Below are 19,041 nucleotides of genomic sequence, written 5' to 3'. Positions count from 1 at the left end.
ATTGCGTTAACACATCAACTCGTCAAGGTAGTCATACGCTTTGCCGCTCTACGACGTAGACGTGCTTCTCCGACTGAGCCGTGACCGGGCTGCGGTCCCAGTCGGCCCAGCGGCCCGTCACACGCAGTCCCGCGAGCCGGGCCATCACGTCGAACTCGGCAGGCCAGGCGTACCGGCTGACCTCGGGTACCTTCCGCAGACCGCCGGCGCTCATGATCGTGTGGACGACCAGGACGGACTGGAGCGACTGGTTCACCTGGATCGTGTCGAGCAGCAGTGCGTCCGGCGCCAGATGGCCGATCCGGGTCGTCGCCTCGGTGAGCCGGTGGTACACCTGCGGGTTGTAGGTCTCGAAGACCGCGACACCGTCGTCCGCGAGCGCGTCGTGGATGCCGCGCAGGCAACTGATCTGCTGCTCCTGGGTGGGCAGCATGAAGAAGGTGTTGAGCGCGGTGAGCACGAGGTCGTAACGCTCGTCGACGGCCAGCGCGCCGAAGTCGCCCACCGCGCTGGTGACTCGGCCGGTGGAGTCGTTCTCGTGGAGTTTCGCCAGCATCGCGGGGGACGCGTCCACTCCGTGGACCCGGTAGCCGTTCCGGGCCAGCGGGATGGCGAGCCGGCCGGTGCCGACCCCGAGTTCGAGCAGCGAGGCCGGTGCGGGACGCAACTGCCGCAGGAAGCCGACCATCGAGTCGATGGCGGGGCCGGCGGCGGGATAGAGCGAGTCGTAGACGTCGGCCAGCGACTCGCCGTACGCGCTGCTGCTCCCGCCCGGTCCGGCGCTCCCGCCGGAAGGCGCCTCGGCGTCGGCCGGCCGGTGTGTCTCGGTGGTCATCGTGCTGCCTCCGTGCGATGTCAGGTGGATACGGTGTCCGGCTCGTGCCCGTCGGGGCCGCTGAGGGCCGGTTCCTCCAGCGCCGCCCGCAGCCGGTCGGCCGCGGACAGCACGTCGGGAAAGGACGCGGGCGCCCACGCCTCGCGCTTCCCGCTGGTCGTGCTGCGGCCGGGGTGGGGCGTCACGACCACCACGTTGCGCCGCGCGCGGAGCCTGGCGGCGTGCTCCGCGTACGCCGCGCTCTGCGCGCCACCGGGCGGCAGCGCGGGCGCCAGCGCGATCGCCGCCCGCGTGCACTGCAGCGCGAGGAGCGAGGGCGAGTCGCCCAGCCCCAGGGCAAGCCTGGCCAGGTAGTTGAGCGTCGCCGGGAAGACGACGACCGTGTCGGGCCACTGCGCGAGATCCACATGCCGCGCTCTCGGCTCCGGCTCGTCGGGCCACCGGTCCGCCTGCACGTCACAGCCGCCGATGGCGGTCAGCGCCTCCCGGGTGACGAACCTGCCGGCCGCCCCGGTCAGCACGTACCGCACCTCCGTCCCGGGGTGCCCGATCTTCAGCCAGCTCGCCCAGAAGGGCAGATGCGCGGCGGTGACCGAACCCGTCCCGATCACCAGCAGGCGCCGCGCCCCCACCGGCTCGACCGCGGTCGCCGCGCCGCTCACCGGACCCCCGCCCCGACCGCCGGCACGGCCGGAGACGGCGCGCCGCCGCCGCGCAGCGACTGTCCGTGCACCAGCTCCTGATACAGCGCCGAGCGCGTCAGCAGCTCCTCGTGGGTGCCCCGGTCGACGGTGCGTCCCTCGTCCACGACCACGATCAGGTCGGCGTCCTGCACCGTGGAGATGCGGTGCGCGACCACGAGCACCGCGCGCTCCTCGGCGAGGGTGCGCATCAGCGTCCGCAGCCGTTCCTCGTTCTCGCTGTCGAGTTGGGAGGTCGGTTCGTCGAACAGGACGATGCGCGAGTCCCGCAGCAGGACGCGGGCGGCAGCAAGCCGCTGCCGCTGACCGCCGGACAGGTCCTCGGCCCGTCCCAGCTCGGTGTCCAGGCCGTCCGGCAGCGCTTCCACGGCTTCACGCAGCCCCAGTGCCTCCAGCGCCCGCCACAGCTCCGTGTCCGGCGGAGCCCCCCTCTCCTCGTCCCGTCCGAGCAGGAGGTTCTGCCGTACGGTGCCTTCCACGAGGGTGAAGCTCTGGTCGACGTAGCTGATCGCGCCGCGCAACCGGTGCAGGGGCCACTGCTCGACGGGCAGTCCGCAGACGGCGATCCGGCCGGACTCCGGCAGGAGAAAGCGTTCGGTGAGGCCGAGCAGCGTCGTCTTTCCCGCCCCCGACGGCCCGACGATGGCGGTGAGCCCGCGCGCGGGGGCCGCGAACGTCGCCTCGTGGATGAGGGTGCGCCCGCCGTCCCGGTAGGTGACCGACTCGAACTCCACCGCGTACGCGTCCGGTGACGGCTCGACCGGGCGGACGCCCCCGGGGTTCTCCGGGGCGATCGTGAGCACGCTGTTCAGGCGGGCGCGCGCCGCCAGGCCGCTCTGCATTCTGGCGACCCCCGAGACCAGCAGGGTCAGCGGCGCGACGAGTTGCAGCAGGTAGACGATGAAGGCGGCGAACTCGCCGATGCCCAGGTCGCCGGAGGCCAGCCGGGCGCCGCTGGTGACCATCACCGCGACGATCGAGAGCTGCTGGCCGAGCTGCATCGTGGGTCCGACCAGGGCGGTCACCCGCGCTACCGACACAGCGGCCTTGCGGGCGTCCTCGATGCTGTGGCCCAGCGTGTTCGCCACCTGGCGTTCGGCGAGGAACGCCTTGACCGTGGGCAGGGACAGCACGGCCGCGGTCATGTGCTGGGACATGGTGCCGACGGCGTTCTGCTGGCGTTCGACACCACCGCGGATCGACCGCACGCACAGGAAGATGCCAACACCGGCGACCGTGAACGTGGCGAGCACGACGAGCAGCAGGACTGCGTCCAGCAGGCCCATGGCGATCAGGGTGCCCACCGCCAGGAACAGCGAGGAGGGGATCTGCGCCACGCCGACGTCCACCACGGAACGCAGCTGCGTGCTGTCGGAGGTGGCCCGGGCGACCAGGTTGCCGGCCCCTTCCCGGCGCACCCGTCGCAGCGGCAGGGTCAGAATGTGCGAGGCGATGCGGAAACGCGCCTCGGAGACGAGGCCCTCACCCGCACGGGCGAGCAGGTAGGAGGACCCGGCCGACGCGAGCCCGGCGCCCACCGCGAGCCCCGCCATCGTCAGCAGCGGACCGACGGGACGTTCGTCCCCGGCGAGGGCCATCACCAGGTCGCGCACCTGGAGGGGCAGGACGAGGGTGGCGGCGGCGGAGAGCAGGCTCAGCACCACCGCGGCGGCGACGGTCGCCTTGCGGCCCTTCAGAAGCTGTGCGAAGACACGCAGTTCGTCCGTGCCGTCCGGGCGTGGTTCTCTGGCCATGGTGAGGGACCTCCTGCAGGGTGCGGTGACAGCCGGCCGGCCGTCGGCGGCACGGTGGACGGCTCAGATCGCGGACCCGAGGGCCGTCTTCCACGGCCAGTCGTCCGAGTCGAGATTGCGGGCGGGGTCGGCCGGGTCCACGTTCGCCGCGACACACGCGGAGGCCAGTTCGGCAGCGGTCGGACGCTCACGGTGCCGTTCCGCCGCGTCCACGAAGGCCCGCGCGACCACATGCGCCCGGTGCTCGCCGAAGCTCAGGGCACGCATGCCCGTCCGCTTGTCCTTCGGCTCCCACGCGGCCGTCACACCCGGTGCCAGCACATGGGCGAAAGCCGGGGCGGGCCCCTCCGGCAGAGCGGTGGCGAGGGCGCTGTCGACCACCGTGCCGACGGCGTCCCAGGAATCCGGGCCCAGGTAGACGACCATGCCGTCGTTGCGCGGCAGACTCGCCGGATTGGAGATGATCTTCGCGCGGTACGTCGCGGAGCGGCCCTCCAGGGCGCTCAGCACGGCATGCCACAGCGTGGGCGCCGCGTCGGGCTCGGCCACCCTGAGGTAGAGCCGCAGCAGCGCGCCACCGCCGGTGGTGCGGCCCGCTCCGCTGTCCACGAGGAAGAACCCGGGAGAGACGAGCGGGCGGGCCGCCGGGAGATTCATCCGCACCACCGGGCGTGCGGGATCACCCGCCGTGCGCCCGCTGTCCCGCAACGCGACCGAGTCCGGCACGTTCACGCGCAGGCCGTCGATCCGCACGACCTGCCGGCCGGCGGCCGTGCGCTGTCCGGTGAGGACCCCGGCGGCGACCGTCTCGCGGTGGGGAGTCGCCCGGGCCAGCCGTGCCTCGAAGTCCGGCGCGCGCAGAGTCCTGGGCGCCTCGCGGTCCTTGACGCCCCGTCCGGTGTGGAGCACTTCGTACAGCGTGCGGGCCAGCAGGAAGCGCATCGCCGACGCGGACTCGGCGGTCACCTCGTCATCCCGCACCCATGCCGTCCTGCCGTCCGGCGTGATCCGTACGTCCTCCAGCGCCACGCGGAGCCCGGCCGCGAGCTCCGATACCGCTGCTCCTGGCGCGTCGGCCCGCCCCGGCCGGCGAACGGCCGTGACGTGCTCCTCGGTCCTCGTGCTCATGCCGCCTCCCCCAGTCCGACCGTGGAGACGAAGCTCCGCGGATCCAGCAGTGCGGTCCTGCCGATGCCCGCCGCTGCCCGGACGATGGCCGACAGCCGGCCGCTCTCCCTGGTCGACGCGATCAGACGGTCGATCAGGTGCCATCCCGCGTAGGACGTGGCACGCACCACGAGCCCGTCGTCGTCGTGGCCACCGCCCTCGCGGTAACCCCGGTGGAAAGCGGAGATCAGCGGCAGTACCCGGGTCAGCTCCTCACCGCCCCGCGCCACGACCTCCTCGTGGGTGAGCACGGCCGAGAACGCGTCGTCCGTCTCCTGTGCGGGAATGCGCAGCACCGCACGGTGCAGCCACTCGCCGACGTACGACCCGACATCGCGTGCCGGGTCGCCGAGCCGGAACTCCTCCCAGTCGTTGACGTAGAACGCCGTGTCGGTGATCAGGAACTGATCCAGCCGCAGGTCTCCATGGATGGGCACGTGTGCTGCCGCGGCCTCGGTCGCCCGCAGCCGCTCCAGTTCCTCGATCAGCGGGGCGTCGCGCTGCAGCAGCCCCCACGCCTCGACGAAAGCGCCGGTGGCGTTGACATAGCTCTCCAGCGGGAGGGACCGCAGGTCCTCGACCGGTGGGTACGGGTGGGGATCCGCGTCCGGGAAATCCCCGGCCGTGTACGGGAGGCCGTGCAGCGCCGCCAGCGCCCGTCCGGCTTCGGCGGACATGGACTCGGTGAATTCCTCGTCCGCGGCGAGCTCGCTGCCGGACCGCATGCCGTCGAGCATCCGGAACACCAAGAGCCGCTGCTCCTCGTCGCCTCCGAGGAACTCGGGGCGGGGGAAGGGGCGTACGCCGTCCCGCGCGAGGCGCTCGAAGAGCAGGATTCTCCGGTAACGTTTCAGGGATTCCTTGGGGTTCCCCTTGAGTCTTTTCACGAATACCGAGTCTCCGGTGTCCGTGATGCCTGACCAGTTCTCGTTCCGGCCGGGATAGGAGTAGACCTCCGAGGCGTTCAGCGATCCCAACCCGAGTTGTTTCAGCAGCTGTTCGACCGATGAGTCCACGGGACCGTCGACAGCGGACGCGGAAGACCGACCCTGCGGATATGTAATCTTTTCTCCTGCCACACGGGCTTTCTATCGCGGGGCGCTGCCGCCGGACAACGAATTGACCGGCATCGGCCACCGCCGCCGGGGTCCGGGTGCGGCGGCCGGCAAGGCCGCCCGGCGGTGTGACAGGTCACGGCGCCGGGCGCGATGAAGCGGGGGCCGCGGCGAGGGGGAAAGAAGGACGGCGGGTGACGGTTTCCTCCGCTAACCGTCACCCGCCGCCGCATCGACCTGCCTGCCGTGCGCTCCCGGGTCAGATGATTCTTCGCCGCACGGCCCACACCACTGCTTCTATCGGGGTTTCCACGTCGACGCAGTCGCAGATCGACCGGAGTTTACGACGTAGTGTGCGGTCGCTCATGTCCATTCGTCTGGCGACCTGGGTCATGGTGCAGCCCTGGGAGACGAGTTGCAATATTCTCAAGTGATCGTTCCCTAATCCGAGGTGGGGCTCTCTCAAGGAACTGTTCAGTGGCACCTGTCAAACCTCATGTTTTCGTCCGACGGTGGGGCGTCGGAGCTCCGCCTGAGGGCGTGAGAATCGCGGTGCTCGCCTCATTCGACCAGGCCGGCACGCCCCGCGCGTCATCGAGAAAGAGGAATGGATGGAGCGAAGATCCTCTGCGGCGTGCGTCAGGCGGAGCTACTGATCAGAGACTGGGCTGGTACGGGCTCGTCGTGCGGGTCTTGGCGTCAAACATGCTTCCCCCTAGCCGTTCGGTCACGCGAACAGTGCGGACGGCCCTTCAAAAGTGCCTTTCGGGCGAGAGGTGGAAGGGGTAGCTGGTCCGGGGAGTCACCCATCCGGACAGTGATCGTCCGCCCGGCCAGTATACGAAGAGCCGACTCCGCTTGATCAATGCTTTACCCATGTGACGGGCATCACATCGCCAATATTTTCGCGGAATTTGAGATTCCAGTTGTGCTTTGTTGTCCTCTCGGTATTTGTTCGCATGTAAAAGCGGTGTCGGGTCGGTGCTCCGCGCACCGATCCAAGAACTAAGGAATCCCACGGGGCGGAGTGTCCCTGGTCGGCGTACCGCGGACGCAGTACGCCGAAGAGCCCCGTACGCCCCTGGGAGGGCTTCCGGTTCGACCCTCGGTCGACAACTGTTCGACAGCTTCACCCCGTACCGTTGACGCATGGATCTTCGACTGCCCGGACTCCACGGGCTGCTGCGGAGGCCCCGGAGGCTGCTCGCCGCCGGGGCCGCCGTCGTCGTCCTCGCGGGGGCGGGCACGTGGACGGCCGTCGCCAGCGACGAGACGCCCCCGGTCCACCGCGAGGACCGGTTCCTGGCCACCGGCGACGGCGTGCGCGTCGACACCTCGTTCTTCACCTCCGGAGCAGAGCGCCGCCGCCCCGCCGTCCTGCTCGGGCACGGCTTCGGCGGCAGCAAGAACGACGTACGGCAGCAGGCCGAGGACCTCGCCCGGGACGGCTACGCGGTCCTGACCTGGTCGGCCCGCGGCTTCGGCAAGTCCGACGGGAAGATCGGCCTCAACGATCCCGAGGGCGAGGTCGCCGACGTCTCGAAGCTCATCGACTGGCTGGCGAAGCAGCCCCAGGTCGAACTCGACAAGAAGGGCGACCCCCGCGTCGGTATGGCGGGCGCCTCCTACGGCGGCGCGATCGCCCTGCTCACCGCGGGCCGTGACGACCGCGTCGACGCCATCGCCCCGGCCATCACCTACTGGAACCTCGCCGACGCCCTCTTCCCGAACGGCGTCTTCAAGAAGCTCTGGGCCGGCATCTTCGTCAACTCCGGCGGGGGCTGCGAGAAGTTCGAGCCCGCGCTGTGCCGGATGTACGAGCGGGTCGCCGAGTCGGGCAAGCCGGACGCCGAGGCGCGCAAGCTGCTTCAGGAGCGCTCGCCGTCCGCGGTCGGGAAGAACATCAAGGTCCCGACGCTGCTGATCCAGGGCCAGACCGACTCCCTCTTCCCGCTCGGCCAGGCCGACCAGGCCGCGAAGGCGATCCGCGCCAACGGCGCACCCGTCGACGTCGACTGGATCGCCGGCGGCCACGACGGCGGCGACATGGAGACCGGCCGGGTCGAAGGCCGCGTGGCCTCCTGGTTCGACCGCTACCTCAAGGACGACAAGGGCGCCGACACCGGCCCCGCCTTCCGCGTCACCCGCACCCTCGGCACGGGCTCCGGGGACGGCGAATCCCGCCTGACCGGAGTGACCTCGGACCGCTACCCCGGCCTGGAGAGCAAGCAGCGTTCCGTCTCCCTGGCCGGGCGCGAGCAGAGCTTCGACAACCCGCCCGGCGCCAGCCCGCCCGGCGTCTCCGCCCTGCCCGGCCTCGGCGGCGCCGGCGGTCTCAGCCAGCTCTCCACGCTCGGCATCGGCGTCTCCCTCGACTTCCCCGGCCAGTTCGCCGCGTTCGAGTCCGCGCCGATGCGCGAGGACCTCCAGATCACCGGCTCGCCCACCGCCACCGTGCACGTGAAGTCCACCGGCGACGACGCCGTCCTCTTCGCGAAGCTCTACGACGTCGGTCCGGGCGGCGACACCCAGCAGGTGCTGCCCTCCCAGCTCGTCACACCCCTCAGGGTCGAAGGTGCCAAGGCCGGCAAGGACGTCACCGTCACGCTCCCGGCGATCGACCACGAGATCGACGACGGCCACCGGCTCCGCCTGGTCCTCGCCTCCACCGACCTCGGTTACGCCTCCCCGGCCGCCCCCGCCACGTACACCGTCTCCCTGAAGGGCGACCTGAAGGTCCCCTCGGCCCTCGGGCAGCGCGACCCCCAGGACGGGCTGCCCGCCTGGGTGTGGTGGCTGCCGCTCGCCGGCGCGGGCATCGCGCTCGCGCTGATCCTCACGGGCCGCCGCCGCACGGCCGCACCCGCCCCGCCGGAGCCGTCCCTGGCCGAAGTGCCCCTCCAGATCACGGACCTCACCAAGCGCTACGCCAAGTCCACCGACCGGTACGCCGTCAAGGACCTCTCCTTCCGCGTGGAGCAGGGCCAGGTCCTCGGCCTGCTCGGCCCCAACGGAGCCGGCAAGACGACCACCCTGCGCATGCTGATGGGCCTGATCAAGCCCGACGGCGGCGAGATCCGCGTCTTCGGTCACGCCATCGCCCCCGGCGCCCCGGTCCTCTCCCGGGTCGGCGCCTTCGTCGAGGGCGCCGGCTTCCTGCCCCACCTGTCCGGCCGCGAGAACCTGGAGCTGTACTGGCGCGCCACCGGCCGCCCGGCCGGGGACGCACACATGGAGGAGGCCCTGGAGATCGCGGGCCTCGGCGACGCCCTCGCCCGCGCGGTGCGCACCTACTCCCAGGGCATGCGCCAGCGCCTCGCCATCGCCCAGGCCATGCTCGGCCTGCCCGACCTGCTCATCCTCGACGAACCGACCAACGGACTGGACCCGCCCCAGATCCGGGAGATGCGCGAGGTGATGATCCGCTACGCCGCCGCGGGCCGCACGGTCATCGTCTCCAGCCACCTCCTCGCGGAGGTCGAGCAGACCTGCACCCACCTCGTGGTGATGGACCACGGGCAGCTCGTCCAGGCGGGCCCCGTCGAGGACATCGTCGGCTCGGGCGACACCCTCCTCGTCGGCACGGCCACACCCGTGGAAGAGCCCGTCGTGGAGAAGGTCGCCGCCCTGCCCGGCGTCGCCTCGGCCGTGCGCGCCGACGAGGGCCTCCTCATCCAGCTCGACGCCGACGGCACCCCGCAGCGCCTGGTCGCCGACCTCGTACGCCTGGACGTTGCGGTGCGCTCGGTCGGCCCCCACCGCCGCCTGGAGGACGCCTTCCTCACCCTGATCGGAGCCGAAGCATGAGCACGCTCGCCGAGCCGCCCGCCGAGGTCGCCGACGGCTACCGCGCGGGCCGCACCCTGCCCTTCCGCGTCGAGCTGGCCCGGCAGCTGAAACGGCGCCGCACCCTGGTCATGGGCGGCGTCCTGGTCGCCCTGCCGATCATCCTGCTCATCGCCTTCCAGGTCGGCGGTGACCCGGGCGGCAACAACAACCGCGTCAACCTCATGGACACGGCGACCGCGTCCGGGGCCAACTTCGCCGCGGTCAACCTCTTCTCCGCCGCGGGCTTCCTGCTCGTCATCCCCGTCGCCCTGTTCTGCGGCGACACCGTCGCCTCCGAGGCGAGCTGGTCGTCCCTGCGCTATCTGCTCGCGGCCCCGGTGCCCCGGGCCCGGCTGCTGTGGTCCAAGCTCGCCGTCGGACTCACCCTGAGCCTGGCCGCGATGGTCCTGCTCCCGGTCGTCGCCCTCGCCGTCGGCACGGCCGCCTACGGCTGGGGTCCGCTGCAGCTGCCCACCGGAGGCAGCCTGTCCACCGGCACCGCCGCCCAGCGCATGCTGATCGTCGTCGCGTACATCATGGTGTCCCAACTGGTCACCGCCGCCCTCGCGTTCTGCCTCTCGACCCGGACGGACGCCCCGCTCGGCGCGGTCGGCGGCGCGGTGTTCCTCACCATCATCGGCAGCGTCCTCGACGAGGTCACGGCCCTCGGCGACTGGCGCCACTTCCTGCCCGCGCACTGGCAGTACGCCTGGCTCGACGCCGTCCGGCCCCGGTTGGAGTGGTCGGACATGATCCAGGGCACGTCGATCTCCGTCACCTACGCACTCGTGCTGTTCGCCCTGGCCTTCCGCGGTTTCGCCCGCAAGGACGTCGTCTCCTAGACAGACGGACAGGTCACCGGAAAGGTCGACGGAGGATCACCCACCGGTCTCGAAGGGCCGCCCCGTGGCCGCTTCGAGACGCTTCCGCAACGCCCCGTACCGCACGCCCGGGCCCCCTGCGCCGTCACAGTCGCAAGAAGCCGACGCCAACGGATGCAGGGGGTACGGACGATGGATCTGTTCCGGACACGAAAAGCGCTGCTCGCCCTCACGGCCGCGAGTGGCCTGCTGCTCACCGCGTGCGGCGGGAGCGCCGACTCCAGCGGGAGCAGCAAGGCCGCCGACCGCCTCGGCCACGGAGCGGAGGAGCTCGCCCCTACCCGGGACGCGGACGAGCGGGACGACCCCGGCCGGCTGTCCACCTTCGCCCTCGACGTCGACACCGCCTCCTACGACTACGCCCGCCGGGCCCTCGCGGACGGGCGGCTGCCCGACCCGTCGACCGTCCGCCCCGAGGAGTTCGTCAACAGCTTCCGCCAGGACTACGACCGCCCCGGCGGCGACGGCTTCTCGGTCACCGTCGACGGCGCCCGCACCGACGACGAGGACTGGTCCCTGGTCCGCGTCGGCCTCGCCACCCGCACGACGGAACGCACCGGTGAACGCCCGCCCGCCGCCCTCACCTTCGTCATCGACGTCTCGGGCTCCATGGACGAACCGGGCCGCCTTGACCTCGCCAAGGAGTCGCTCTCGGTGATGACGGACCGGCTGCGCGACGACGACTCGGTCGCGCTCGTCACCTTCAGCGACGAGGCCGAGACCGTCCTGCCCATGACCCGTCTCGAGGGCAACCGCGACGAGATCCGGGACGCCGTCTCCGACCTGGACACCCAGGACTCCACCAACCTCGGCGCCGGCGTCGAGACCGGCTACGAGACGGCCGTCGAGGGCCTGCGCGAGGGCGCCACCAACCGGGTCGTCCTCATATCCGACGCGCTCGCCAACACCGGCGACACCGACGCGGACGCCATCCTGGAACGCATCGCCGGCGAACGCCGTGAGCACGGCATCACCCTCTTCGGCGTCGGCGTCGGCAGCGACTACGGCGACGCCCTGATGGAACGCCTCGCCGACAAGGGCGACGGCCACACCGTCTACGTGTCCGACGCGGACGAGGCCCGCAAGGTCTTCTCCGAGCAACTCCCGCGCCACGTCGACCTCACCGCCCGCGACGCCAAGGCCCAGGTCGCCTTCGACCCGGAGACGGTCGAGGAGTTCCGCCTCGTCGGCTACGACAACCGGCGCGTCGCCGACGAGGACTTCCGTGACGACCGCGTCGACGGCGGCGAGGTCGGCCCCGGCCACACCGTCACCGCCCTGTACGCCGTGCGCACCGAGCCCGGTGCCGAGGGCCACCTCGCCACCGCCACCGTGCGCTGGCTCGACCCGCAGACCCGCGCCCCGCACGAGGAGACCGGCGCCCTGGAGACCGGCACCCTCCACGGCTCCTTGCGCTCCGCCCCCAGCCGCTTCCAGGTCACCGCGGTGGCGGCCTGGTTCGCCGACGCCCTCCGCTCGCGGGACGACCGCCACGACCGTCTCCCGGGGGCTCCGGACGGCTTGGCCGAACTCGCGGAGCACGCCCGCGCGTTGTCCGACACCACCGAGGACGGGGAGGTGCGCGGACTCGCCCGGGCCATCGAACAGGCGGACCGGCAGCGGGACTGAGGACCTCCCGGCCTTCGTTGACGGGACGCGGGCCAACCGGGTGAACCTGCGGAACCAATTCTTCTGCACCGGGTTGATGAGGCAGTAGAGCATGCGGCGCCACGAGAAAGGAACGCGCAGTGCTCAAGGAGGCCATGATCGCTGCGGCGGCCGCCGCTTCCGCCCTTGATGTGCCGGTGACGGCCGCTGTCCCGGCACTCGCCGGCGGACCGGCCGTCGCGCAGGGCAACGGCGAGTAGACGCTGCCTCCGCAGGCCCTGTGCCGCGAGACAGCAGTCCACACGCCTGGTTCCTGTTCAGCGCTGCGACCTGTTCATGCCGCCGCACCGTCGGCCCTGGATGTGGATCCCCGCACCGAGGCCGGCCGCCCCGATTCTTCAAGCAGGAGGACAACTGCAATGCGACAGACCCTGAGCAAGGGAGCGTTCGCGGCGGCCGCCGCCACGGGGATTCTGTCCCTGTACGGCAGCCCCGCCCTCGCCGACTCCGACGCGTCGGGAGTGGCGAAGGACTCTCCCGGTGTGCTGTCCGGGAACAGCGTGCAGGTGCCGGTCGAGGTGCCGGTCAACGTGTGCGGCAACACCGTCAACGTGCTCGCGGCGCTCAACACCGCGTTCGGCAACTCCTGCAGGAACGTCTCGCACAAGTCGTCGGGCCACGAGTCGGGCGCGGACGCGTCGGCGGTCGTCAAGGGTTCTCCCGGCGTGGGTTCCGGTAACAACGTGCAGGTGCCGGTCGAGGTGCCCGTGAACGTGTGCGGCAACAGTGTCGACGGGGGCGCGCTGTTCAACGACGCGCTCGAGAACGACTGCGAGAACGGCTCCTACGGCGGCGGCCACGGCGGCGACGACAAGCCGTCGACGGAGGAGAAGCCGAAGCCCCCGGCCAAGGACGGTTCTCTCCCGCCGGACAGCGAGAAGCCGCGTTCCACGACCCCGGACACCGAGGACTCGTCCGTCACCGAAGAGGTGGAGGAGCAGGCGGAGCACAGCACCCTGCCCCAGCTGGCCGAGACCGGCAGCGAGGCCCTTGCGGCGGCATCGGCCGCCAGTGCCGTCCTGATCACGGGCGGAGTGATGATGTACCGCCGGGGCCGCGCCACCTCGTCCCGCTGACCCTTCCCGGTGCGGCCGGGCACGGCCGCACCGGACCGCACCACCCACACCCCCCGTCGACCACGGTCCGGGGGGTGTCGGCCGTCGTGCCGCACCGGCCGGCCCGACCGGCCTTCCGGCACGAGAGCGGGCCGCCGACGACGCTGTCGCCGTCAGCGGCCCACCGGTCACCGTGTGAGCCCGCCGTCAGCGGTGCACGGGCGACGGCGACTCGCTCCGGCTGCCGTCCACCGGAGCGGGGACGACGCCGCCCACCGGCATCGCCCCGAGCCGGCGGCGTACACCGCGGACGAGAGTCGACGCCGTGAACGACGCGCCCTGCACGAACCGCATGGCCGGGCCGAAGCCCGAGGCCGTCACCAAACCCGCGAAGAACAGGCCGGGGCAGGAGGACTCGAAGCTGCGCCCGACCGCCGGCGAGCCGTCCGGCAGTGCCGTCAGCGTCCCCCGCAACTCCGGGGCGAGCAGTCCGAGCCGGTCGCAACGCGCCCTGAACCCCGTGGCGGCGATGACGTGTTCGGTCTCCAGGCTGCGCGGGGCACCCGTACGGCTCGCCATGTCCAGCCGCACCCCGCCCGGCACCGCGCAGGCCGCGGTGACCTCATGGCCCGGCAGCAGCTCCACGACGCCCTCCACCCGGTCCCGCACCCACCACGCGCCCGCCGGCCCCAGCGCCGTGGTCGCGATGCGGGCCCGGGTCGGCTCCGGCAGTCGCCGGAACAAGTTGGGGCGCTCCGCGTAGAACCAGTTCTTCCACCCGGGGCCGAGGCCGCTGTGCGGGGAACGGACCGACCGCCACCAGGGGCGCTCCCAGGGCGGCGGCACGTCGTTCCACACCAGCCGGTCCGCCCGCGCCAGCACCCGGACGTTCGTGCCCTGCTCGGCGAGCAGGGCCGCCGTTTCCAGGGCCGCCTGCCCGCCACCGATCACCGTGACGTCCTTGTCACGGAAGCGGTCGAGGTCGCTGTGGTGGCTGCTGTGCGTCACCAGGGCGGGATGCAGTCCGCGCAGTGCCTGCGGTACCTCGACGAACGGCATCACACCGACCGCCAGGGCCACCGTCCGCGCCTGCACCTCCTCCCCGTCCTCGGTGACCGCCGTGAAACCGCCCGGCCCGGCCGCCACACGGGTCACCGTGCGCTCGTCCACCTCCGGTACGGCATTGCGTGCGAACCACAGGCCGTACTCCGCGAACGCCTCGACGGGGATCGGCTGCGCATGACGCGCCGTCAGCCCGTGCTGCGCGCAGTAGACGTCCAGACGCCACTGCCCGGCCGGGTCGGAGAGGTTGGACGCCCACGGTTCCGACTTCAGGAACATGCCGCGGGGCATGTTGTCGCGCCAGGACGCCATGGGGCGGCCGAACACGCGCAGGTTCAGTCCGGCGGCCGCGGCGTGGGACGCGATCGACAGACCGTAGGGGCCTGCGCCCACCACCAGAAGGTCGTACACCATCAACTGCTCGCTTTCTCGTTGTCGGTCAGGGAGGGCGAGGCCGCCCGGGGGATCCGCCGGGGTGTCGGCACCGTGGTCGTACCGAGCCGCTCGTACAGCCGGCGGGACACGTGGCGGCACCACTGGGCCCACATGACCCGTCCGGGGGCGCGGTCGTCCGCCGCGTACCAGGCCAGTTCGCGCCCGCCCGGCGCCGCACGCAGCGCCGCCATCGGCGCGTAGTTCTCCACCACGAACTCCCGCCCGGCGATCGGAGCCCCGGCCGGCAGCGAACGGCCCGTCAGGTCCAGGTGCAGGGCCCGTACGACGTCCAGGCCCGTGCTGTCGGCGAAGAGCCGGAACTGGGCGCCGGCGCGCGGGTTGAAGTCGAGCAGGTGGTAACGGCCCGTCTCGCCGCAGCGGCGGAAGTCGAGGTCGAAGATGCCCCGGTAACCCAGCTCACCGGTGAGCCGCTCGGCCAGCGCCTGCACCTCGGTGTTGGGAGTCCATCGGCCCACCGCGGTCAGGCCCGCCCCCCGCGGCCAGGCCAGCTGCTTGCGGCCCGGACCGCCCGCGCGCACGCTGCCCGAGCGGTCGGCGTACCCGTGGAAGAACCAGTCCCGGTCCGGGCCCGGTGACAGGTAGGCCTGGAGCAGCAGCCGGCTGCCCGCTTCCCCGGTGCGCAGGAAGAGCTCCCGGGCCTGCGCTGCGGACCGCACCAGCACCGTGCTGCGCAGCCCGCTGCCGGTGGGCAGCAGCCAGGGACGGCTCCACTTCGCCACCAGCGGCAGCCCGAGCCGTCGCAGGGCATCGTCGACCCCGGCCGTGCTGTCCGGGATCAGCGTCTGCGGGTGCGGGACCTCGGCGGACGCGCACACGGCGGCCAGTTCCGCCTTGTCGGCGACGCGCTCGGCCAGGGTGCCGGGCAGCTCCGGCAGAAGGTAGGAGGAGGCGAGTTCGTCCCGCGCCCGCCCCACGGTGATCGCGCTCGCGTCGTCCATCGGGACCAGGACGGCGGGTCGCGCGATCCGGTCGGCCACGCGGCGCAGCACGGCGAGGATCTCCTGCGCGGAGGCGCCCGGGGGCGGCGGCGGGTGCATGTGTCGTACGTAACGTGAGGCTCCGACGGGACTTCCCGCGGTGTCAGCGACGACGTGTACCTCCACTCCCGCCCTGCCGAGCGAACGCACGGCTCCCAGCGTTCCGTGGTGAAAAGGATTCCGGTCGATCCGCAGCACAACAGCGGGGACGCGGATGTCGAGCAGCGACACGAATTCTCTCTTTCTCTTCGGCCGGCTCACCCGCACGGGCGAGCCCGGCACTCGAAAGCCGCAACGGCACTGGCGCTCCAGGCTTTTCTATGACTGACTCATATGACTGCCCGTCAATAACATCGATTGCGGCAGCACTCCGGACGAGAGCGAACAAAGGAGCAGGCATGGCCCCACGGCACAGGCGGGCCAAGGTCCGCCGGCTGACCCTGGGCGCGGCAGCGGTCGCCGCGTCGGCCGCCCTGGCGTCCGGCCTCGTGGCGGAGGCGGGGGTGGCGCAGGCCGCCGAGCCCCGGGCTCCGGCACCCACCCCCGTGGCCCCCACCGCCACGCCCTCGGCCCTGACACCTCCGGCCCTGACACCTCCGGCCCTGACACCTCCGGCCCTGACACCTCCGGCCCTCACGCCTCCCGAGCCGGCATCTCCGGCCGTCTCCCAGCCCCCGGCGCCCACCCCGGCCCCCACCACTGCGGTGGCCGGTGAGGAGATCCCCGCCTTCGGTGTCTTCCTCAAGTCCGACGCCCGTGGCGTGGCGCGGATGCCGCTGTTCAGCCGCTGGCTGGGCGGCACGGAGCTCCGCGTCGGCCACACCTACCTGCCGGGACACCGCTGGCGCGACATCGAGGGTGCCGCCGACTTCCTGGACGTGTGGGCGCACTGGCGCAACAAGAGGCCCGACCGGATGCTCGTCCTCAACGTCCCCATGCAGGAGCGCAACGAGGAGGGCGTCTCCGACAACGAGGTCCGGCAGCTGCTGCGGCGCGGCGCGGCCGGGGAGTTCGATCACCACTTCCGTGTCCTCGCCGAGCGGTTGGTCGAGCTGAAGGTCCCGGACACGGTCATCGTGCTCGGCTGGGAGATGAACGGCATCACGTACACCCATCGCTGCGGGCCGGACCCGGAGGCCTGGAAGAAGTACTGGAACAGGATCGTCGCCACCATGCGTTCCGTGCCGGGCCAGAAATTCCGGTTCGATTTCACGCCGAGCCGTGGCCATGATGCCGTTCCCTGGACGAAGTGCTATCCGGGGGACGACACGGTCGACGTCATCGGCATGGATTCCTACGATCAGCCGAACGGAATGTCGTTCGATCAGCAGGTGAAAGAGCCCTACGGGCTGCAGCATCATGTGGATTTCGCGAAGGCTCACGGCAAACCCATTTCCTATCCGGAATGGGGGCTCTTCCGCAACGGTGACAATCCCGAGTACATGCGGCGCATGCTCGCCTGGATGGACGAGCACAGGCCGCTCTACAACACGCTGACCGACTACTGCCCGCACGGTGTGTGGCAGTGCGGAGCGAACCCGAAGTCCTCCCACGTCTACCGGTCCGCCCTGTTCGGCCGCGGCGACCAGGCGGCCCCGCCCCTCACACCCACGCCCACGCCGGAACCGACCCCGCCCGGCACGACGCCGCCGCCGGCGGACTGCACGCCCCTGGACCTGGGCAGCTGGGTCGAGGAGTGGCTCGGCGGAAAGCTCTGCCTCCGCTCCGACTGGTGGTGATCCGCCGGCCCGGCAGGACGCCGCTCCCCGGTGCCGTGCCGGGCCGGGCCCGCCGTCGTCACCGCTTGCCGCGCACATCGGCGGCGGCGGCCGGGCCGGGCACCGAGGCGGCCGGGGCGCCCTCACCGTCCCGGCCGCTCCTCCGGGGCCGCGCCAGCAGGGCCAGGCCTCCCAGCAGACCGCCGGCGCTCGCCCCCACCAGACCCGTCACCACCGGTGACGCGGACGTCGGTTCGCGCGGCTCCACCGCCCGGGAGAACCGCACGAGCCGCACATGGGTGCTGTCACTGCTGTCGTCCGCGTGGCGGGTCAGCGAGCGGGTGACCGCGTTGGCCATGTCGACGGCGAGGCCGGGGCGCGAGGACGTGGCCGAGACGGCGACCATCGGCGCGTCCGGCGACGTCGCCGTGCGCACACTGTGCTGCAGGGTGCGCACCGGAACACCCGCGTACACCTGCGCGTCCCCGAGCACCGCGAGCTGCGTGGCGACCCGGCCGTACGCCTGGGCGAACCCGAGGGCGGCGTCCGGCGTGGACTTCTCGGTGGGGACGGCGATGACGTAACTCGTGGCCGTGTACGTGGAGGGTGTGAGCACGCCGTAGGAACCGCCGAGCAGCCCCCCGAGGACGGTGCCCGCCGCCAGCACGGACCACAGGGGAAGACCCCTGAGACGAGCCGGGGACAGGCGGTGCTGACGGGGCGGAGTGTCGGTCATGAGGAGGTGGCTCCCAGAGGTGAGAGGGACGGCGAACTGGAGACCGCTGTCGCGTACACGTCGGTGAGACGGGCCGCGCAGTGGGTGATGCTGTAGTGGCGGGCGACCTCCGAGACCCGGCGCGGCCCGGAGCCGGCCGCGCGGACCTCGGTCATCGCGCGGGCGTAGGCCTCGGGGCCGCCGCGCACACACCGGACGCCGGCGGCAGCGGACGGCCGCACGTCCTCGATGGCCGGGCAGGAGGCGTAGAGCACCGGCAGCCCGGACGCCAGAGCCTCCACGGCCGCCAGCCCGAAGGCCTCCTCCGTGGACGGGGAGGCGAGCAGGTCCATCGCCGAGGTGAGCGACGGCAGGTCCGGGCCCGGCGAGTCGCCGCGCACGTAGGGACGTTCGCCGGTGAAGACGACGCGCTCGGCCACGCCCGCCTCGTGGGCCGTGCGGCGCAGGGCGTGCTCCTCGGGGCCGCCGCCCACCAGCAGCAGCCGGCACTCGTCCGGCAGCAGGGCGAGCGCGCGGACGAGGACGTCGAACCGCTTGCCCGCGGAGAGGCGGCCGACTCCGCCCACGACCCAGGCGTCCTCCGGCAGGCCGAAGTGCCGGCGGGCGTGCGCGCGCCGCTCCGGGTCGAAGCGGAACCGGTCGAGGTCGATGCCGTTCGGGACGACCTCGATACGGGGCGCGGGCACGCCCCAGCGCTGCAGGCGCTCGGCCACCGTCGGGGAGACGGCGACCGTCGCCGAACCGAGCCGCTCACTGGCGAGGTACAGCCCCCGCACCCCCGCCGTCAGGCCGCGGCCCTCCATCTGTGAATCGCCCAGGGAGTGTTCGGTGGCGACGACCGCCCGGACCCCGGCCAGGCGTGCGGCGAAACGGCCGTAGACGCAGGCCCGGTAGAGGTGCGTGTGCACCAGGTCGTAACCGCCGGCGCGGATCAGCCGGACCAGGCGCGGCAGCGCGGCCAGGTCACGGTTGCCGCCCATGCCGAGATGCCTGACACGGACTCCGTCGGCGGTCAGGCCCTCGGCGACCGCGCCGGGATTGGTGAGCGTCACGACGTCGCAGTCGACGGGCAGATGACGCAGCAGCAGCCGCAGCTGCTGCTCGGCCCCGCCGACGCCGAGGCCGGTGATGATGTGCAGAGCCCTCAT

14 protein-coding genes are annotated in these 19,041 nt (G+C 72.0%); 5 read left to right on the top strand and 9 right to left on the bottom strand.

What is annotated here, in order from left to right; all coding sequences use genetic code 11:
• Window positions 1–31: 31 nt before the first annotated feature.
• The 5 genes from AB0F04_RS05705 to lxmK all read right to left on the bottom strand — a co-directional run bounded on the left by AB0F04_RS05705 (window position 32) and on the right by lxmK (window position 5,473).
• Window positions 32–835 carry a class I SAM-dependent methyltransferase gene (locus AB0F04_RS05705; protein ID WP_362038106.1) on the bottom strand — a complete coding sequence of 268 codons (804 nt, stop codon included), beginning with the start codon at window positions 833–835 and terminating at the stop codon, window positions 32–34.
• A 20-nt stretch (window positions 836–855) separates the two neighbouring features.
• A complete protein-coding gene (locus AB0F04_RS05700; protein ID WP_362038103.1) occupies window positions 856–1,497 on the bottom strand; it encodes a flavoprotein in 642 nt (213 codons plus the stop codon).
• Window positions 1,494–3,290, bottom strand: a complete 1,797-nt coding sequence (locus AB0F04_RS05695) for an ABC transporter ATP-binding protein (protein WP_362038101.1) — start codon at window positions 3,288–3,290, stop codon at window positions 1,494–1,496. The genes AB0F04_RS05700 and AB0F04_RS05695 overlap by 4 nt, the downstream gene beginning before the upstream one ends.
• Before the next feature lie 63 nt (window positions 3,291–3,353).
• Complete coding sequence (locus tag AB0F04_RS05690; RefSeq protein ID WP_362038099.1) at window positions 3,354–4,418, bottom strand: T3SS effector HopA1 family protein; 1,065 nt, start codon at window positions 4,416–4,418, stop codon at window positions 3,354–3,356.
• Window positions 4,415–5,473, bottom strand: coding sequence for a class V lanthionine synthetase subunit LxmK (gene lxmK / locus AB0F04_RS05685; protein ID WP_362038097.1), 1,059 nt, complete (start codon window positions 5,471–5,473; stop codon window positions 4,415–4,417). Before lxmK ends, AB0F04_RS05690 begins: the two co-directional genes overlap by 4 nt.
• A 1,188-nt stretch (window positions 5,474–6,661) precedes the next feature.
• On the opposite strand from lxmK, the gene AB0F04_RS05680 reads away from it, so the two are divergent.
• The 4 genes from AB0F04_RS05680 (at window position 6,662) to AB0F04_RS05665 (ending at window position 12,965) form a co-directional block, all read left to right on the top strand.
• Window positions 6,662–9,319: a CocE/NonD family hydrolase gene (locus AB0F04_RS05680; protein ID WP_362038094.1), complete on the top strand. Its 2,658-nt coding sequence runs from the start codon at window positions 6,662–6,664 to the stop codon at window positions 9,317–9,319.
• Window positions 9,316–10,182, top strand: coding sequence for an ABC transporter permease (locus AB0F04_RS05675; RefSeq protein WP_362038092.1), 867 nt, complete (start codon window positions 9,316–9,318; stop codon window positions 10,180–10,182). The genes AB0F04_RS05680 and AB0F04_RS05675 overlap by 4 nt, the downstream gene beginning before the upstream one ends.
• 153 nt (window positions 10,183–10,335) lie before the next feature.
• A complete protein-coding gene (locus AB0F04_RS05670; protein ID WP_362038090.1) occupies window positions 10,336–11,850 on the top strand; it encodes a von Willebrand factor type A domain-containing protein in 1,515 nt (504 codons plus the stop codon).
• A gap of 398 nt (window positions 11,851–12,248) precedes the next feature.
• The gene (locus AB0F04_RS05665) at window positions 12,249–12,965 is read left to right on the top strand and encodes a chaplin (protein ID WP_362038087.1); all 717 of its coding nucleotides are present in this window, start codon (window positions 12,249–12,251) and stop codon (window positions 12,963–12,965) included.
• A 186-nt stretch (window positions 12,966–13,151) separates the two neighbouring features.
• On the opposite strand, the gene AB0F04_RS05660 is transcribed toward AB0F04_RS05665, so the two are convergent.
• Entirely contained in the window at window positions 13,152–14,420 is a 1,269-nt protein-coding gene (locus AB0F04_RS05660) for an FAD-dependent oxidoreductase (protein WP_362038085.1), read from the bottom strand.
• Window positions 14,420–15,670, bottom strand: coding sequence for an ATP-grasp domain-containing protein (locus AB0F04_RS05655; protein WP_362038083.1), 1,251 nt, complete (start codon window positions 15,668–15,670; stop codon window positions 14,420–14,422). The genes AB0F04_RS05660 and AB0F04_RS05655 overlap by 1 nt, the downstream gene beginning before the upstream one ends.
• Window positions 15,671–15,837: 167 nt before the next feature.
• Here AB0F04_RS05655 and AB0F04_RS05650 point away from each other — a divergent pair, with 167 nt between their 5' ends.
• Window positions 15,838–17,178, top strand: a complete 1,341-nt coding sequence (locus AB0F04_RS05650) for a glycosyl hydrolase (RefSeq protein ID WP_362038081.1) — start codon at window positions 15,838–15,840, stop codon at window positions 17,176–17,178.
• Between the two features lie 58 nt (window positions 17,179–17,236).
• Here the strand turns inward: AB0F04_RS05650 and AB0F04_RS05645 are convergent, their stop codons facing one another.
• Both AB0F04_RS05645 and AB0F04_RS05640 read right to left on the bottom strand, forming a co-directional pair.
• A complete protein-coding gene (locus AB0F04_RS05645) occupies window positions 17,237–17,893 on the bottom strand; it encodes a lipopolysaccharide biosynthesis protein (RefSeq protein WP_362038079.1) in 657 nt (218 codons plus the stop codon).
• Complete coding sequence (locus AB0F04_RS05640; protein ID WP_362038078.1) at window positions 17,890–19,041, bottom strand: glycosyltransferase; 1,152 nt, start codon at window positions 19,039–19,041, stop codon at window positions 17,890–17,892. Before AB0F04_RS05640 ends, AB0F04_RS05645 begins: the two co-directional genes overlap by 4 nt.

This window comes from Streptomyces sp. NPDC029041 (assembly GCF_040637515.1).
GTDB lineage: Bacteria > Actinomycetota > Actinomycetes > Streptomycetales > Streptomycetaceae > Streptomyces.
This window is presented reverse-complemented; position numbering and strand designations above follow the sequence as displayed.

Bases quoted from the DNA above. Each gene is read 5' to 3' on its own strand.
- AB0F04_RS05705 (WP_362038106.1), bottom strand. From the start codon at position 835: ATGACCACCGAGACACACCGGCCGGCCGACGCCGAGGCGCCTTCCGGC.
- AB0F04_RS05695 (WP_362038101.1), bottom strand. From the start codon at position 3,290: ATGGCCAGAGAACCACGCCCGGACGGCACGGACGAACTGCGTGTCTTC.
- AB0F04_RS05690 (WP_362038099.1), bottom strand. From the start codon at position 4,418: ATGAGCACGAGGACCGAGGAGCACGTCACGGCCGTTCGCCGGCCGGGG.
- AB0F04_RS05680 (WP_362038094.1), top strand. From the start codon at position 6,662: ATGGATCTTCGACTGCCCGGACTCCACGGGCTGCTGCGGAGGCCCCGG.
- AB0F04_RS05675 (WP_362038092.1), top strand. From the start codon at position 9,316: ATGAGCACGCTCGCCGAGCCGCCCGCCGAGGTCGCCGACGGCTACCGC.
- AB0F04_RS05670 (WP_362038090.1), top strand. From the start codon at position 10,336: ATGCAGGGGGTACGGACGATGGATCTGTTCCGGACACGAAAAGCGCTG.
- AB0F04_RS05665 (WP_362038087.1), top strand. From the start codon at position 12,249: ATGCGACAGACCCTGAGCAAGGGAGCGTTCGCGGCGGCCGCCGCCACG.
- AB0F04_RS05660 (WP_362038085.1), bottom strand. From the start codon at position 14,420: ATGGTGTACGACCTTCTGGTGGTGGGCGCAGGCCCCTACGGTCTGTCG.
- AB0F04_RS05650 (WP_362038081.1), top strand. From the start codon at position 15,838: ATGGCCCCACGGCACAGGCGGGCCAAGGTCCGCCGGCTGACCCTGGGC.
- AB0F04_RS05645 (WP_362038079.1), bottom strand. From the start codon at position 17,893: ATGACCGACACTCCGCCCCGTCAGCACCGCCTGTCCCCGGCTCGTCTC.
- AB0F04_RS05640 (WP_362038078.1), bottom strand. From the start codon at position 19,041: ATGAGGGCTCTGCACATCATCACCGGCCTCGGCGTCGGCGGGGCCGAG.